14 protein-coding genes are annotated in these 17,450 nt (G+C 33.2%); 11 read left to right on the top strand and 3 right to left on the bottom strand.

Going from position 1 to position 17,450, the window contains the following annotated elements; all coding sequences use genetic code 11:
- The first annotated feature begins 6 nt into the window (after positions 1 to 6).
- The 3 genes from rfbD (at position 7) to VB798_RS18460 (ending at position 4,439) form a co-directional block, all read left to right on the top strand.
- Positions 7 to 861 (top strand): dTDP-4-dehydrorhamnose reductase, encoded by an 855-nt coding sequence (rfbD, locus tag VB798_RS18470; RefSeq protein ID WP_323261041.1) that lies wholly within the window; start codon positions 7 to 9, stop codon positions 859 to 861.
- Positions 862 to 1,302: 441 nt separating this feature from the next.
- Positions 1,303 to 2,697, top strand: a complete 1,395-nt coding sequence (locus VB798_RS18465) for an undecaprenyl-phosphate glucose phosphotransferase (RefSeq protein WP_323261039.1) — start codon at positions 1,303 to 1,305, stop codon at positions 2,695 to 2,697.
- A gap of 350 nt (positions 2,698 to 3,047) precedes the next feature.
- Positions 3,048 to 4,439, top strand: a complete 1,392-nt coding sequence (locus VB798_RS18460; RefSeq protein WP_323261037.1) for an undecaprenyl-phosphate glucose phosphotransferase — start codon at positions 3,048 to 3,050, stop codon at positions 4,437 to 4,439.
- A 47-nt stretch (positions 4,440 to 4,486) separates the two neighbouring features.
- Here the strand turns inward: VB798_RS18460 and VB798_RS18455 are convergent, their stop codons facing one another.
- Positions 4,487 to 5,227 (bottom strand): tyrosine-protein phosphatase, encoded by a 741-nt coding sequence (locus VB798_RS18455; protein WP_323261035.1) that lies wholly within the window; start codon positions 5,225 to 5,227, stop codon positions 4,487 to 4,489.
- Positions 5,228 to 5,527: 300 nt separating this feature from the next.
- Between VB798_RS18455 and fucP the strand changes: the two genes are divergently transcribed.
- Positions 5,528 to 6,763, top strand: a complete 1,236-nt coding sequence (gene fucP, locus VB798_RS18450; RefSeq protein ID WP_323261033.1) for an L-fucose:H+ symporter permease — start codon at positions 5,528 to 5,530, stop codon at positions 6,761 to 6,763.
- Between the two features lie 214 nt (positions 6,764 to 6,977).
- Positions 6,978 to 8,003 (top strand): zinc-binding alcohol dehydrogenase family protein, encoded by a 1,026-nt coding sequence (locus tag VB798_RS18445; protein WP_323261031.1) that lies wholly within the window; start codon positions 6,978 to 6,980, stop codon positions 8,001 to 8,003.
- On the opposite strand, the gene VB798_RS18440 is transcribed toward VB798_RS18445, so the two are convergent.
- Positions 7,981 to 8,139 (bottom strand): hypothetical protein, encoded by a 159-nt coding sequence (locus tag VB798_RS18440; protein WP_323261030.1) that lies wholly within the window; start codon positions 8,137 to 8,139, stop codon positions 7,981 to 7,983. The genes VB798_RS18445 and VB798_RS18440 overlap by 23 nt on opposite strands.
- Before the next feature lie 94 nt (positions 8,140 to 8,233).
- Entirely contained in the window at positions 8,234 to 9,256 is a 1,023-nt protein-coding gene (locus tag VB798_RS18435; RefSeq protein ID WP_323261028.1) for a LacI family DNA-binding transcriptional regulator, read from the bottom strand.
- 274 nt (positions 9,257 to 9,530) lie between these two features.
- On the opposite strand from VB798_RS18435, the gene kduD reads away from it, so the two are divergent.
- The 6 genes from kduD (at position 9,531) to VB798_RS18405 (ending at position 17,440) form a co-directional block, all read left to right on the top strand.
- Positions 9,531 to 10,301 (top strand): 2-dehydro-3-deoxy-D-gluconate 5-dehydrogenase KduD, encoded by a 771-nt coding sequence (kduD, locus tag VB798_RS18430; RefSeq protein WP_323261026.1) that lies wholly within the window; start codon positions 9,531 to 9,533, stop codon positions 10,299 to 10,301.
- A 42-nt stretch (positions 10,302 to 10,343) separates the two neighbouring features.
- Positions 10,344 to 11,174 (top strand): 5-dehydro-4-deoxy-D-glucuronate isomerase, encoded by an 831-nt coding sequence (gene kduI / locus VB798_RS18425; RefSeq protein ID WP_323261024.1) that lies wholly within the window; start codon positions 10,344 to 10,346, stop codon positions 11,172 to 11,174.
- A 100-nt stretch (positions 11,175 to 11,274) separates the two neighbouring features.
- Complete coding sequence (locus tag VB798_RS18420; RefSeq protein WP_323261021.1) at positions 11,275 to 13,620, top strand: glycosyl hydrolase family 28 protein; 2,346 nt, start codon at positions 11,275 to 11,277, stop codon at positions 13,618 to 13,620.
- Position 13,621: 1 nt separating this feature from the next.
- Complete coding sequence (locus VB798_RS18415; RefSeq protein WP_323261019.1) at positions 13,622 to 13,963, top strand: cupin domain-containing protein; 342 nt, start codon at positions 13,622 to 13,624, stop codon at positions 13,961 to 13,963.
- Positions 13,964 to 14,189: 226 nt separating this feature from the next.
- On the top strand, positions 14,190 to 15,716 hold the full coding sequence (locus VB798_RS18410) for a tagaturonate reductase (protein ID WP_323261017.1): 1,527 nt from the start codon (positions 14,190 to 14,192) through the stop codon (positions 15,714 to 15,716).
- A 71-nt stretch (positions 15,717 to 15,787) separates the two neighbouring features.
- Complete coding sequence (locus tag VB798_RS18405) at positions 15,788 to 17,440, top strand: UxaA family hydrolase (RefSeq protein WP_323261015.1); 1,653 nt, start codon at positions 15,788 to 15,790, stop codon at positions 17,438 to 17,440.
- Positions 17,441 to 17,450: the final 10 nt, after the last annotated feature.

The following is a 17,450-nucleotide window of genomic DNA, read 5'->3' as shown; positions in this document are numbered from 1 at the left end:
GATAATATGAATATTTTAGTTTTTGGAGGTGTTGGACAGTTAGGTCAATGTCTAAAGAAAGTAGCAGATACCCGTGGAATAGAAGGGTTGATTTATTTAGATGAAATTCAAGGTAATATACTTGATAAAGAATTGCTAAAAGGTCTATTTGAGCAATATCAACCTAAATATGCTATTAATTGTGCAGCATACACAGCCGTGGATAAAGCTGAGGATGAAATAGATTTATCAAGGCTAATTAACAAAACAGGGGCTGAAAACGTTGCTAAAGCTTGTGCTCAATTTAATACAACCTTAATCCATATTTCTACAGATTTCGTTTTTGAAGGAAATCTTGCCAAAGCTTTGAATGAGGAAGATATTGCCGAACCTATCAACGTATATGGCTTGACAAAATTAGAAGGGGAACAAGGGATTTCACAGATTACTAGTCAATATTTTACATTAAGAACTAGTTGGTTGTATTCTGAATTTGCTAATAATTTCGTTAAAACGATGTTACGATTAGGCAAAGAAAGAGATGAATTAGGGGTTATTATTGATCAAGTAGGTTCGCCAACTTATGCAGTTGATTTAGCAGGTTGTATTTTGGAAATAATTACTTCTAAAAGTGATGCTTATGGTTTATATCATTACAGTAACGAAGGCGTGACTTCTTGGTATGACTTTGCAAAAGCAATTTTTGAGTTGTCTGATTATTCTGTTAGAGTAAAACCACTTAAGACTTCTGAATATCCTACAAAAGCAACAAGACCTACTTATTCTGTAATGGATAAAAGTAAGATTAAAAGTTCATTAGGAATTCAAATTCCTTATTGGAGAGATAGTTTAACAGTTTGTATAAAAGAACTTAAATCCTAAACAAGATTGGTGAGTAGGATTATTTAATCTATTCTTTTTATATAAAGGTAAAAAATAAAAAAGCCACCAATCTCTAAAGATGGTGGCTTTTTTAATACTTATTTTATTCTTTAAAAATTAATAAAATAAGTCAGTGCTGCCAAAAGGATGATTAAAGTAATTCGTCCCCATATTTGAAGTGTGTATTTTGATTCATTGTTCATAATGTAAAGAAGGTTAAGATGTGTAAATGATAAACAATATTAAATAGTATTCGAATTTACGATTATTTAAGTTAAATTTATTAGAAATCCCTCATCTATTTATTAAACGGTAACGATTGTGCCATTTTTGTGAATATTCTAAGAAATAATTGTTTTTCATTTTGGGCTAAAAGTTTAAATTCAATTATTGTCATTCAGCATTTATAATTCGCTAACATCCAAATAAATATTTTCTATTATGCCTCAAAGTATAAGTAAAGTGAGCTATTTCAGGTTGTTGTCTGATATCATCGCTATCGTATGTGTTTTTGTATTTTCTTCGTTTATCACTAAACCTGAATTTGAAAAAAGTGATAGCATATTATTAATATTACTTATTATAGGTTGGTACTTTTCTACTAAAATTTCTAGTACTTATGATGATTTTAGAACAGAAAGGTATATAGGAGAATTGTTGTTGATTTTTCAGAATGTACTAATACAGTCTATATTAGCTGGACAGGTTTTATTTATTTTGAATAGGCATGAATATACTAGACGATTTGTTCTGGCTTACATTATCATTCTATCAATCGTCTTAATTATTAAAAACTACATTATTAAAAAAATACTATTGAAGTATCGTCAAAAAGGAGGGAATATAAAAAATGTAGTTTTTGTCGGTTATAATGAAATTACTTCAAATCTAATATCACAAATTCAAGATAACCCTCATTATGGATTTAAAGTAATTGGTATTATCGCTAAAGAGGAAGAGGGTTATGATTTTGGTGGAAACACTTATTTAGGAGATTTGCAAAAATTCCTAATAATGAATGAAGACTATAAAATTGATGAAATCATTATCACTACTGAAGAGATTTCCAATCATTTGATGCAAAAGATATTTGTATTATCAGAAAGAAGGGCGATTAGAACTAAAATTGTTCCAAGCTATATTACTTATTATCCAAGTAGATTACAATTCAAGTTTTTTGGTAATTATCCATTAATCACTTTTAGAAGTGAACCTCTACAGGAATATCATTGGAGATTAGTAAAAAGAGTTTTTGATATTGTATTCTCATTATTTGTCTTTGTATTTATTTTCTCATGGTTATTTCCAATCGTTGCTATCTTAATTAAGTTGGATTCTAAAGGACCTGTATTTTTTAGACAATATCGTTGGGGTAAGGATAATAGGAAATTCAAATGTTTTAAATTTAGGTCGATGAAAGCTGAAAGTAAGGATGTTACTGAGAAAGGTACATTTAATCAGGCTCAAATGAATGACCCAAGAATTACTAGATTAGGGCAGTTTTTGAGATCATCAAGTTTAGATGAATTACCTCAGTTTATAAATGTTTTATTAGGTGATATGTCAATAGTTGGACCAAGACCACATGCGCATGAACATAATATTCGTACTAAAGATGAGGTAGATAGCTATTTAGTGAGACATTGGATTAAGCCGGGAATCACTGGGTGGGCTCAAGTAAATGGATATAGAGGAGAAACTAAAACTATTGAGCAGATGGAACAAAGAGTAAAATATGATATTTGGTATATCGAAAATTGGTCTTTAGGGTTAGACTTCAAAATTATATTCATGACAGTTTATAATGTAATTAAAGGAGAAGAAATGGCATATTAATTTATTGAGAATTATGTGTTTCAATCATAACAAAAAGCAATACGATATTATGTTGTATTGCTTTTTGTCATAAAAATCAAAATATTGTAATATTTTGATTTTTATTGTGTTTATTTTGTAAATATTTTATTTTCAATGTAAATTGAAATTTAAGGAAAAATAATTCTTTACAGCGTTGTTTATCAGATACTTATAAATTGTTGTTTCTTTTTTACATGCTTAAACTCAGTTTTTTAAAACTGTAACACTCTTATAAATATACCGTTTAATAGATTTTTTTGTGACTATCCAACATAGATTGTAAATTTGCCCCATGAGAAATCAATCAATAGCACATTAAATATAAATTTATGATGAAAGACTACTTTGGAAGAGAACATTATTATTTACGATTACTCACTGATATTTTAGTGTTGTCACTTTCTTTTTATCTGACTTCAGTAGTTAGTAATCGTAATAATTTTATTCACGATAGAGAGGTTTTTGTGATTTTAGTAATAGTTTGGTACTTTTCTAGTAAAATTATTCATGTTTATGATGATTTTAGAACGCTTAAATTTATTGATGAATTTCTACTATTAGTACCAGTTATTGCTATTCAAGCATTAGTTATAATCCTCTTTTTATTTTTTCTTAATGATAGAGATAATGCTCGTAGGTTTGTTGTGGAATATTGCGGAATGCTTTTTTTGTTTCTTGCTATCAAAAAATATTTACTAAAAAAGTTTTTCCAATTCCTTAGAAAAAAAGGTAGAAATACTAGGAACTTGTTAATTGTAGGTAGCTCAGAAATGGGTATTTCGTTTTTTGATTTTGTAAAGAATAATACTCAATTCGGTTATAATCCAGTAGGTTTTATAGATGAAACAAAGTCTGTGTATCTCAACGGTTTGTATAAAGGTAATTTTGAGGAGGTTGATAAAATTATTATTGAGAATAGCATTGATGAAATTGTTGTTGCAATGCCTCAGTTCAATAAACAACAGTTAGATAAAATTATAGCTGCTGGTGAACGGAATGCTATTCGAACTAGAATTATTCCTGATTATTTCAGATTTAGCTCGAATAAATTTAAAATGGGAATGTTCGGTAATTTTCCGATGATTACAGTAAGAGACGAACCTCTGAATCAATTGCATTGGAGACTAATTAAAAGAACCATTGACTTGATTTTTAGTTTATTGCTGTCGATATTTATTTTTTCTTGGTTGTTCCCAATAATAGCCTTACTGATTAGACTTGAATCAAAAGGAAGTATTTTCTTTATTCAAGAAAGATGGGGAAGAAATAGAGAAATCATTCGTTGTTTGAAGTTTAGGACTATGTATAGCGAAAGCAAAGTAATAGTCGATGGTAAATTTCAACAAACTACTGAAAATGACCCAAGGATTACTAAAATCGGTAGATTCCTGAGAAAAACTAATTTAGATGAACTTCCACAGTTTTTAAATGTAATAGGTGGTTCAATGTCAGTTGTTGGACCTAGACCACATGCAGTACAACATAACATTGAAAGTCAGGCTTTGATAAATAATTATGCTTTACGTAACTGGGTAAAACCAGGAGTAACTGGTTGGGCGCAAGTAAACGGTTTGAGAGGTGAAACAAAAGATTTCAGTTTGATGAGAAAAAGAGTTGTATTTGATATTTGGTATATCGAAAACTGGACGCCTTGGCTTGATTTTAAGATAGTAATTATGACTGTCTATAATATGTTCAGAGGTGAAGACATGGCATATTAATAGAAATAAAAAAGGCTTGAGAACTAAATTCTAAAGCCTTTTTTATTTTATACTTTTTGATTTAAATGTTTCAATTTTGATATTTTACTGAGAATACTTTTGGACTGTAATACTTTATTTAATATTCTCAAATCTTCTGGTCTGTGTAAATCTGTTCCAAAAAACTCATAGACATTCATATCTAATAATTTATTAGCTACTTCATTGGCTTTGCCTCCATACTGATTTACTAAAGACATTAAGTTTAGTTGCAAATGACAGCCTAATGCTTTTAATTCTTCAAATTTACTAAGGTTTTCACTCAGGTATAAATACCTTTCAGGATGTGCAATGATTGGTCGATAACCTTTTGTCCGCAAATTAAAAATGGTAGTTTCTAAATTGATTGGGGCTGCCACAAATGAAAACTCTACTAGAATATATTTATCTCCAAAGGTTAATAAATTATCGTTCTCTAATAATCCTGTAAATTGCTCATCAATTTTATATTCTGCTGCTACTTCAATTTCAATGTCAATATTAGCTTCAACAAGTGCTTCTTTTAAGGTTTTTAATCCGTCTTTAATCACTTCAGGCGTATTAGGATATACTTCAGCCATGATATGTGGCGTAGTAATGATTTTAGAGAAGCCTAATTCTTTTAATTTTTGTATACAAATAATTGAGTTCTCAATATTTGTACAGCCATCATCAATTCCAGGAATGAGATGAGAATGAATATCTGTACCAATAAATGAAAAATCTGTGACTTTAGGAGTATCTGATGATTTTTTAAAAAATGAAAACATATCTTTAATTTAAGCTAAGAGCTGGTAGCTTTGAGCCATGAGCTTTTTTGACCTATTGGTTTTGTACTTTTACCTACTATCTTAATTTTTATATAAAAATCTCTATTTAAGAGGCAAAGCTGAAAGAATCATGCTAAAATACCATAAATCTTTGATAATAATGTGAATGATATATGTTTGTAAATGTTTTTTCTTTGTATTATCAAATTATTAATGAAAAAGAAGAGTACTTTATGATTTTTTCTACTTGTTATAGACGATTCAACATGTATCAATCTTAAACTATTAAAATATTTATTTATGAAAAACAGATATTTAGTACCTTTTATTTTATTGACTACCTTGTTTTTCCTTTGGGGATTTGCACATAATTTAAATCCAATTCTAATTCCACACCTTAAAAAAGCTTGTCAGTTATCTGATTTTCAATCTTCATTAATTGATGGCTCTTTTTTTATTGCTTATTTCATCATGGCTATACCAGCAGGTATGGTAATGAAACGATTTGGTTATAAAACTGGTATCATTGCAGGCTTACTTTTATTTGCTATTGGTGCTTTCTTATTTATTCCTGCTGCTAATACAAGAGTTTTTGGACTTTTCTTAACAGCTTTATTTGTGATTGCTAGTGGGTTAACATTTTTAGAAACAGCTGCCAATCCATATATGACTGTGTTAGGTGAACCAGAAGGGGCAGCTCAAAGATTAAACCTTGCTCAATCTTTCAATGGTTTGGCAGCTACGATTGCTCCGTTATTAGGAGGACTTTTTATTTTATCTGGCAATACTTTAACCAGTGCTGAAACCGCTTCAATGACGACAGAGCAAATGAGTGCATTTTTAGATGGCGAAGCAGCAACTGTAAAATTGCCTTATTTAATCATCGGGATTATCGTTTTATTGGTTGCTGTTTTATTGTACAAAAGTAAATTGCCTGAAATTACTGAAGCTGGGCATGATATTGAGTTACCAACAGGAAGTCAGTCGATTATGCGTCATAAACATTTAATTTGGGGAATTGCAGCTCAGTTTTTTTATGTAGGCGCACAAGTGTGTGTATCTAGCTTCTTTATTCGCTATTTAGGGAAAACGGCTGGTATTGATGAAAAAACAGCTGCCAATTATTTATCTGCTGCGCTATTATGTTTTATGGTTGGACGATTCATAGGTACTTTCTTAATGAAATACATCAGTCCAAATATACTTCTAGCCATATACGCTTTAGCAAATATTGTTTTGTTGACTGTAGTAGTTATTTATGGCGGAATGATTTCGGTTTATGGCTTGATTGGTGTAGAGTTCTTTATGTCAATCATGTTTCCAACAATTTTCTCTTTAAGTATTCAATCGTTAGGAAAAGAAACTAAAATTGGCTCATCATTAGTAATTATGTCAATCGTGGGCGGAGCAATTTTTCCACTTATCATGGGTAGAATTTCAGATTTGATGAGTATTCAAGTGGCTTATTCTGTTCCATTGCTTTGCTTTTTTGTTGTTTTTTACTTCGGTTGGAAAGGTTCGAAAGTAAAAGCATAAACTTGATTTTTAGAGCATAATCCTATAAGGATTCATGTTCTAAAATCTTATTATAAGACAATTACGAAAATCCATATAGGTCTAATCAAATAGTTATTTGTAATGTTTGGTTAAAATCACTGCGAACTCATTTGTTCGCAGTTGGAAACCTAATGTCTTTACAAATGATTTCGGAACAATTTTTAATCAAGCATAATTAAATTTATTAAAAGTAGTGAAAACAATTATTCTAAATCAACCTGGCGAGTTTCAGTTAATCTCAAGGGAAATAGATGATAAGTTGGCCGATAACGAAGCGCTTATCAAAATTCATAAAATTGGTATTTGTGGAACGGATTATCATGCTTATCGAGGAAAACAACCATTTTTTTCGTATCCAAGAGTACTTGGCCATGAATTAGGAGCAGAAGTTATTGCTTTAGGAAAAGCTGTTGATACAAGTGAATTAAGTATTGGTGATAAAGTATCGGTTGAACCTTATCTAAACTGTGGGAAATGCCAAGCTTGTTTGAATAACAAACAAAACTGTTGTGAGAACATCAAAGTAATGGGTGTGCATACCGACGGTGGAATGACTGAGTACGTGAAAATTCCTGCTCATAAATTACACCGTTCAAAGATTTTAGGTTATGAACAATTGGCTTTGGTAGAAACTTTGGGTATTGGCGCTCATGCTGTACAAAGAGCAAGTGTTAGTCAGAATGATATTGTGTTGGTGATTGGTGCTGGTCCGATTGGTTTATCTGTCATTCAGTTTGCAAAATTGCATGGAGCTAAAATTGTGGTGATGGATTTTAATGTACAAAGACTTGATTTTGCGAAGCAATTGTTTGATACTGATGTTTCAGTTTTGGCGAAAGAAGGTTTCACTGCTGATGATTTAAAAGCTACTTTGAATGGAGTATTACCAACGGTGGTTTTTGACGCTACGGGTAATCCTCAGTCGATGATGAAATCATTTTCATATTTAGCTTTTGGTGGAAAATTAGTTTTCGTTGGTTTATTTCAAGGAGATGTTACTTTCTTTGACCCAGATTTTCACCGCAAGGAAATGACACTATTTGCTAGTAGAAACTCACTTCCAGCTGATTTTAAAATGATTATTAAAAATATGGAAGAAGGAAATATTCAAACACAGGCTTGGCTTACGCATGAAGCAGCGTTTGAAGAATTACCTGATGTTTTTGAATCATGGCTTGATCCAAGTTCAAGAGTGATTAAGGCGATGGTGACGGTTTAGGATTTCTGATTTCTGATTTCTGATTTCTGATTTCTGATTTCTGATTTCTGATTTCTGATTTCTGATTTCTGATTTCTGATTTCTGATTTCTGATTTCTGATTTCTGATTTCTGATTTCTAAATTAAAAGAGAGCAAGTTATTGTTAAAATTTCTATTCTTTCAATTTGTGTAAGCCTTTAGTTGCTTATACAACCGACGACTGATGTCCGATGTCCGAAAGCTGAGAAATTTATCCAACCACCGACGATTCTCTAATAATCAATTCTGTATAAAGTTTGAATGTTTGATAAGTCGTGGGAATACTTGAAGTCTTTCGCTCAATTAAATCCAACAGTAATTCCGCAGAACGTTGACCCATCTGTAAAGAAGGTTGAACGACGGTCGTCAAGGCTGGTTCTAGCATAGAGGCAGCCTTGAGATTTGTAAAGCCAACAATTGAGATTTGTTCAGGAATTGTGATTTTTTTCGTCTTTAAAGTAGCCAAACAACCTAAAGCGAGTCTATCACTTACCGTCAAAATTCCATCTGGTGGATTCGTTTCAGATAAAAGTTCATCGATGATTAATTCCATATTTTCTGAAGAATAATTGGAGTATTTAATCATGGCTTCATCGACTGGAATTTCATATTTGTTTAGCGCAGCGATATAACCTTTTACTCTTTCTTTGGTAATTGATAAATAAGGCGAAGCTGTAATGTGCGCAATTCTTCTTCTTCCTTCACGAATAAGATGTTCCGTAGCCGTAAATGCTCCTTCAAAATTGTCAGAGATTACTTTATGAGTGTTAATTTCATCCGAAACCCTATCAAACAAAACAATTGGCATTCCTTTCTCATGAAGTTCTTTGAGTTGAGAAACATCATTCGTTTCGCCAGCTAAAGAAATCAGCAAACCATCAACTCTTCTTGAAGCAATATGTTTTAGATTGATACTTTCTCTTTCAAAAGATTCATGACTTTGAAAAATTACAACGTGATAACCACGATTGTATGAAATTGCTTCGATTCCATTAATTACTTGCGAGAAAAAAGGGTTGTCAATTTCAGGAACAATTACTCCTATCGACCTGCTTTTGTTCTCTTTTAAGCTCAGTGCAATTGGGTTTGGGCGGTAGTTATACTTTTCAGCATATTCAATAACCAGTTTTTTAGTATCAGGATTAATTTCGTAGCTTCCACGCAAAGCTCTTGACACTGTGGAAGTGGATAAATTCAATGCTTTAGCAATATCTTTGATTGTAATCAGTTCCAATGTTTTGTTCTTTGATTTGTACAATTACAAAAGTATAAGTTTTTTATGAGCTAAAAATACCTAAAATAATGATATTCTACTAAAAGTATCAAAATCTATTGAATAAGTATAAAAATGTTTCTGAATGAGAACGTTCCCGATAACGTTTGCATAAAAATATTCCAATATTTACTTGAACGCTGTATTTATTAAGTATAGGTTTGTTCAGGGCTTAGTAGGACTAATTTCTTACTAATTTTTTAAAATCTTGGAATAATTAAAAAAAACGGAACTTATGAGTTTATCATCATTATTTAGTTTAGAAGGTAAAGTGGCTTTGGTTACTGGTTGTGACAGAGGTATCGGAATGGGAATGGCATTGGCTTTGGCAGAAGCAGGAGCAGACATCGTAGGTGCAGCCCTTACCATTGAACCAGAAAATAGTGAAATTGAAAAAGGAGTGAGAGGTTTTGGTAGAAATTTTACAGGTTATAATGTAGATTTAAGTGAGAGAGAAACACTTTATGCTTTTATTAATGAAGTAAAAACTAAACATGGTAATATTGATATTTTGATTAATAATGCCGGAATGATTTTAAGAAACCCAGCTGCTGAACATTCTGACGAATATTGGGATAAAGTTTTATCAATCAATTTGGATGCTCAGTTTATCTTGGCTCGTGAATTCGGTCGTGACATGGTAGCTAGAGGTTCAGGTAAAATTATTTTTACGGCTTCTTTATTAAGTTTTCAAGGTGGTATTAACGTTCCTAGTTATGCAGCTTCAAAAGGTGCAATTAGCAGTGTGGTAAAAGCTTTGGCAAATGAGTGGGCTTCAAAAGGGGTTAATGTAAATGCGATTGCTCCAGGCTATATCGCTACAGATAATACTGCTGCTTTAAGAGCTGATGCTGAAAGAAGTAAATCAATTTTAGATCGTATTCCTGCTGGTCGTTGGGGCGAGCCTACAGATTTCATGGGTCCAGTAGTATTCTTGGCTTCAGAAGCTGGTGCTTATGTAAACGGAACGATTTTAGTTGTAGATGGTGGTTGGATGGGACGCTAATCATCTTATATTTTTATTATTCAATTATTTATATTTAATCCTATGCAAAGTAGATACGAAAGTAGCCCAAAAGAAGTGGCTGGAATGAATACGGAAAGCCTAAGAGCTAATTTTTTAATCGAAAAATTGTTTGAAGCGAACCAAGTAAGTTTAACTTATACTCATTACGATAGAGTAATCACTGGTGGTGTAATGCCAGTTGGTGAAGCGGTAAGTTTACCAAATTATGACGCTTTGAAAAGTGAATACTTTTTGGAAAGAAGAGAATTAGGTATTATCAATGTTGGTGGTGATGGCAAAATTACAGCTGATGGGGAAGTGTTTTTGATTAATAAATTAGATTGTTTGTATTTAGGAAAAGGCGTTCAGTCAGTTTCATTCGAAAGTATCGATGCCAATAATCCAGCTCAATACTTTTTGATTTCTTCTCCAGCTCATCAAGCTTATCCAACACGTTTGATGAAAAAAGAAGAGGCTTCGCCAGTGAATTTGGGAAGTAATCTTACTTCTAATGAAAGAACGATTTATAAATATATTCATTTAGATGGTATCCGTAGTTGTCAATTAGTAATGGGTTTAACTGTATTGGCAAATGGTAGTGTTTGGAATACAATGCCTGCACACACACATGACCGTAGAATGGAAGTGTACTGTTACTTTGATGTTCCTCAAAATCAAGCAGTATTGCATTTGATGGGACAACCTCAGGAAACTCGTCATTTGTTTGTTTCAAATCACCAAGCTATTATTTCACCACCTTGGTCGGTTCACTCAGGTTGTGGTACGGCAAATTACTCATTTATTTGGGCAATGGCTGGCGAAAATCAACTATTTACAGATATGGATTTTGTAGAAATTCCATCTTTAAGATAAGAATATTTAATTTGCTTACCTGTCGGTTTTGTTTAACTATCGAAACCGACAGTTTATTTCACTCTCAAGATTTTATAAAAAATTACAATCTCTATTAACAATGAAAAAAATATTAGGTATCATATTTTGTGTTATCCTGATGGCTTTCAAAAGCGCAGATGATAAAGTAACTGTATTTCTCATTGGAGATTCAACTTGTGCCAATAAAGCTCCAGCAGATAGTCCAGAAACGGGTTGGGGAATGGTTTTTCCAAATTACTTTAATGAGGCTGTTCAAGTACAGAATCATGCTGTAAATGGTAGAAGTACTAAAAGTTTTATCACTGAAAAACGTTGGGATGCAGTAAGCCAACAATTGAAAAAAGGAGATTGGGTTTTAATTCAGTTTGGTCACAACGACCAGAAGATTAACGATAGTACTCGTTACGCTGCTCCGCAAACAACTTATAGAAATAACCTGATTAAATTTATCAATGAAACTAGAGCAAAAGGGGCAAATCCTGTTTTGATTACACCCGTAATGCGTAGAAAGTTTGATAGTAATGGACAGTTCGTCGATCAGCATGGAGAGTATCCTGCTGTGGTAAAAGCTGTAGCAAAAGAATTTGGAGTAGCCTTGATTGACCTTCATGCTAAAAGTAAAGCAGTGATTGAACAACATGGCATAGAAGGTTCAAAGAAATTATTTATGCACTACATTGGTGGCGTTTTTGGTAAATTTCCAAAAGGAGTTACTGACGATACACATTTTTCAAAGTATGGTGCATCGGTTATGGCTAGTTTAGTGGCTGAAGGAGTTGTAGAAGCGAATGTTGGTTTGAAGAGTTTTTTAAAGAAATCAGAGTTTCATGAAAAGTATGAATTTGAATTGCCAAAGTATTACACGCCAGTCTTTAAAAAGGATACGTTTAATATCATCCGTTATGGAGCAAAGTCAAATGGAATTACTTTAAATACGGAAGCCATCAATCATGCCATTACCATTTGTGCAGAGTCGGGTGGAGGTACAGTTTTAATTCCAAGTGGCTTATGGTTGACTGGTCCAGTTGTGTTGAAATCGAATGTGAATTTACATGTTGCCAAAGGAGCAATATTACAATTCAGTAGAAATATTGATGATTATCCAATCATAGCAACAACTTGGGAAGGCGAAGAAGCTTATCGTTGTCAAGCACCTATTTCAGGTGTTGATTTAATTGATATTGGTTTAACTGGTGAAGGCGTAATTGATGGTGGTGGAGATGTTTGGAGAGCTATCCAAAAACGTAAACAAACAGAACCTCAATGGAAAAAATTGATAAAATCTGGAGGTGTTTTAGATGAAGAGCAAAATACTTGGTATCCAAACGAACAATCAAGAAAAGGTGCTAAAGTTGTTGGTGGAACTAAACTTACAAATGGAAAAACGGCTAAAGATTACGAAGATATTAAAGGTTTCTTGAGACCAAACATGTTGAGTCTTACTCGTTGTAAATTCATTTTATTAGAAAATATTCATTTGCAAAATTCACCAGCTTGGACAATCCATCCATTACTTTGTGACCATATCACGATGAGAAATGTAGATGTAAAAAACTATTGGTATGCTCAAAATAGTGACGGTGTTGATTTAGAATCTTGCAGAAATGGTATCATGGAAAATTGTACTTTCGATACTGGTGATGATGGTATTACAATTAAATCTGGAAGAGATGAGCAAGGTAGAAAAAGAGGAGTACCCACAGAAAACTTTATCATTAAAGATTGCAAAGTATATCATGCTCATGGTGGTTTTGTAATTGGTTCGGAGATGTCGGGCGGAGTAAGAAATATGTATGTTTCTAATTGTTCTTTCTTGGGAACTGATGTGGGTTTACGTTTTAAAACGGCAAGAGGAAGAGGTGGAATCGTAGAAAACATCTACGTTAACAATATTCAAATGACAGAAATTGTTGGTGATGCGGTGTTATTTGATATGTATTACGCTAAAAAAGACCCTATTGCTTTAAATGGAGAATCAGATGAATTACCAGAAATGGATGCTCAACCTTTATCAGAAGCAACGCCACAATTCAGAGATTTTTATGTAACTAATATTAATTGCTTAGGAGCAGAAACTGGCATCAAAGTGAGAGGTTTACCTGAAATGAGTGTGAAGAATGTCTTGATTGAAAATGCTGTTTTACAAGTCAATACTGGTTTACTTTGTATTGAAGCGGAAAATATTTCATTGAAAAATGTTACGTTGATAACAAAAGATAAAACGACCATGCAGGTACAGAACAGTAAAAACATAAGTCTTGACGATATTCGCTATGAAAATGCTGAGGTACTGTTGAAAATCTCTGGTGAGCGTTCACAAGGCATTAAATTATCGAATACTAATACTTCAAAAGCGAAGAAGGAAGTAGAGTTCGGTAAAAAAGTATCCAAAAACATATATAGCAATTATAGCAATCAAAAATAATATGTTGTCAGTAAAAGAATTAACCTTAGTGACTGATGAACAAGTAGCTTGGGAGGAACTCGGAGGAGGCATTAAAAGAAAAGTAATGTCTTATAACGATGACATTATGCTGGTGAAAGTAGCTTTTGAAAAAGGTGGGGTCGGAGCGATTCATTCTCATCCACATTTGCAAATAAGTTACGTTTCCGCAGGTGCTTTTGAAATCACCATTGGCGACGACAAAAAGGTACTGAAAGAAGGCGATGTTTACTTTGTTCCATCCGAAGTATTGCACGGGGCAGCTTGCTTAGAAGCTGGAGAATTGATAGATGTCTTTTCACCGATGCGAGCAGACTTTGTGTAAGGAATTAGTGAATTGTGATTTAGTGATTGTTTTTCTAACACTAGAAATCTCTTCATCTTTAAATATTTTAGTCTAAAGTCTAAAATATTTAAAAGCTCATGGCTCATCGCTCACTGCTAATAGCTAAAAAAAGAATCAAGCATTATTAATTAATATAAATCAATAGTTGGGTTGTCGAAATTCACAATCCAACTAAAGTATCCTCTATTAAAGATTTTCAATCATCATGAATACTTCTCAAAATCATAAAAATCTCAGTAAAAGCAACGCTGCTCTTCCTGAATCTTTGTTCAATTTACCTGAAAAGGTATTACAATTTGGAACGGGCGTATTGTTAAGAGGCTTGCCAGATTACTTTATTAATAAAGCCAATCAGCAAGGTATTTTTAATGGTAGAATCGTCGTGGTGAAATCAACAGACGGAGGCGATGCTGAAGCTTTTGAGCGCCAAGATAACCTTTATACCATTTGTGAAAGAGGTATTCAACAAGGAAATGTATTTGAGAAAAATACCATTTCATCTGCTATCAGTAGAGTATTGTCTGCTAAAACAGAATGGGATGCTATTTTAGAATGTGCTAAAAATCCTGATTTACAGATTATTACTTCAAATACCACCGAAGTAGGAATTCAATTGGTGCAGGATGATATTAAGCAAAGTCCGCCAATTTCTTTTCCGGGCAAAGTATTGGCATTTCTTCATGCTAGATTCAAAGCGTTTGAAGGAAGTAAAGAACATGGAATGGTGGTTGTTCCTACAGAATTAATCACTGATAATGGTAAAAAATTAGAAGGTATCATTTTTGAATTAGCACATAGAAATGCACTAGAATCAGAATTTATTGATTGGCTAGAATCATCGGTAACTTTCTGTAATTCATTAGTTGATAGAATTGTACCCGGAAAACCAAGTGCTGACGTAAAAGCCAATATCGAAGTGGAATTAGGCTATCAAGACGATTTATTGATTGTTTCAGAAGTATATCGTTTGTGGGCAATTGAAGGGAATCAGAAGGTAAAAAATGTATTATCATTTCACCAAGCAGACGAAGGAGTAATCATTGAACCCAACATTGATTTATACCGTGAATTAAAATTACGTTTACTCAACGGTACACATACTTTGAGTTGTGGTTTAGCCTTTTTAGCAGGTTTCAAAACGGTGAAAGAAGCCATGCAAAATGAAGTAATGTCAGCTTTTGTCAGTAATTTAATGTTGGCTGAAATTGGCTTAGGTATTCCTTATAAAGTAGATGATAAAGTAGCACAAAGATTTGGTATGCAAGTACTAGACCGTTTCCGTAACCAAAATCTTGACCACCAATGGTTAAGTATTACGGTGCAGTACACGTCTAAAATGCGCATGCGAAATATTCCAACGCTTTTGCAATATCATAAAATTTATCAATGCGTACCCGAATATATTGCTTTTGGATTTGCCGCTTATTTATTGTTTATGAAGGCTGTGAAAGAAGAAAATGGTAAATATTATGGAATTCACGCTGGGGAATATTATCAAATTCAAGACGATAAAGCAGAGTATTTCTATACTAAATGGGCTAATTTCTCAAGTGAAGAATTGGTAACATCGGTTTTGAGTGATAAAAATCTTTGGGAAACAGATTTGACAAGTATTACAGGTTTTGCTGAAAGCGTTGCAACGTTTTTAAATCTTATGATTGAAAAAACAGTGAAGGCTTCTTTAAAATCATATCTTAATAAAGGTGAATTGGTTGAGTATAGTAGAGCATAGTCTTACTTTTAAGTTTAATTATTCTGTGAACTCAAAGAATTAAAATTTTAACCAATCATCAAATATTCATCGTGAAAAGAAACGTTTTAAAAATTCATCCGAACGACAACGTGATTGTCGCTTTAGCAGATTTATCGAAAGGTCAGACTGTGGAATTGGATGGTCAGACTTATACACTGACAGAAGATATTGCTGCTAAACATAAATTTGCTATGCAAGATTTTGAAGTAGGAGCAGAGATTAGAATGTACAATGTATTAGTAGGGAAAGCTCAATCATTTATCAAAAAAGGTGGAAGTATCAATATTTTCAATGTAAAACATGCGGTAGATTCTTTTGAATTACGTGAAAACCATGCTGCTTGGGAAGCACCATCTTTAACAAAATTTGAAGGCAAAACTTTCAACGGTTATCATCGTGCTAATGGTAGCGTTGGAACGGCTAATTATTGGTTAGTAATTCCATTGGTATTTTGTGAAAACCGTAATATTGAAGTACTTCGTGAAGCTTTGGTAGATGATTTAGGTTATGCTCGTAAACATGAATATCAAAGTCAAACACATGATTTGATTGCATTATACAAAGCAGGAAAAACGATTGAAGAAATTTTACAAGCAGATTTACAAAGTCAAGGAGAGAAAGACGCTAAGCAAAAACTTTTCCCAAATGTTGATGGCGTAAAATTCTTGCTACACGATGGCGGTTGTGGTGGTACTCGTCAAGATGCTCAAGCACTTTGTGGATTATTAGCGGGTTATATCACGCATCCAAACTGCGCAGGTGCTACAGTATTAAGTTTAGGTTGCCAGAATGCACAAGCGAGTATTCTACAAGAAGAAATTGCTAAACGTGATGCTGACTTCAAAAAGCCTTTATATATTTTAGAACAACAAAATATTGGTACAGAGTCTGAATTGATGGCTCAGGCATTGAAACAAACTTTTGTTGGATTGATTGAAGCAAACCAAAATACCCGTAAACCAGCACCATTAAGTAAATTATGTATTGGTTTAGAGTGCGGAGGTTCTGATGGGTTCTCTGGTATTTCAGCAAACCCAGCAATCGGTTATACTTCAGATTTATTGATTGGTTTAGGTGGTTCGGTAATTTTAGCTGAATTCCCAGAATTGTGCGGTGTTGAGCAAGAATTAACTGACCGTTGTTTAGACCCAGAAGATGCTAAATTGTTCAGTCATTTAGTAAATACTTATAACGACCGTGCTAAGGCTGTAGGGTCAGGTTTTGATATGAATCCTTCGCCTGGAAATATCAAAGATGGCTTGATTACCGACGCTATTAAATCGGCTGGTGCGGCTAAAAAAGGAGGAACTTCTCCAGTTACTTCTGTTTTAGATTATCCAGAACCAGTAAAAAAAGCAGGATTGACTCTTTTATGTACACCGGGTAACGATGTGGAATCGACAACTGCTGAAGTAGCATCGGGTGCAAACCTTGTTTTATTTACCACTGGTTTAGGAACGCCAACAGGAAATCCTATTGCTCCGGTTGTGAAAATTGCAACAAATACAAAGTTATTCGAAAAGATGTCAGACATTATCGACATCAACACGGGTACAATTATTGAAGGTGAAGAAACGATTGAGGAGGCTGGCGAACGTATTTTAGAATACGCAATAAAAGTAGCTAGTGGCGAAATTGAAATTTGTGCCGTTAGAAATGGACAAGATGATTTTATTCCTTGGAAACGAGGAGTATCTTTATAGGATTGAAAAT

Origin of the sequence: Arcicella lustrica (assembly GCF_034930985.1) — a bacterium.
GTDB classification, from domain to species: domain Bacteria; phylum Bacteroidota; class Bacteroidia; order Cytophagales; family Spirosomataceae; genus Arcicella; species Arcicella lustrica.
The sequence above is the reverse complement of the archived record's forward strand: the minus strand, read 5'-3'. Positions and strand labels throughout refer to the sequence as shown.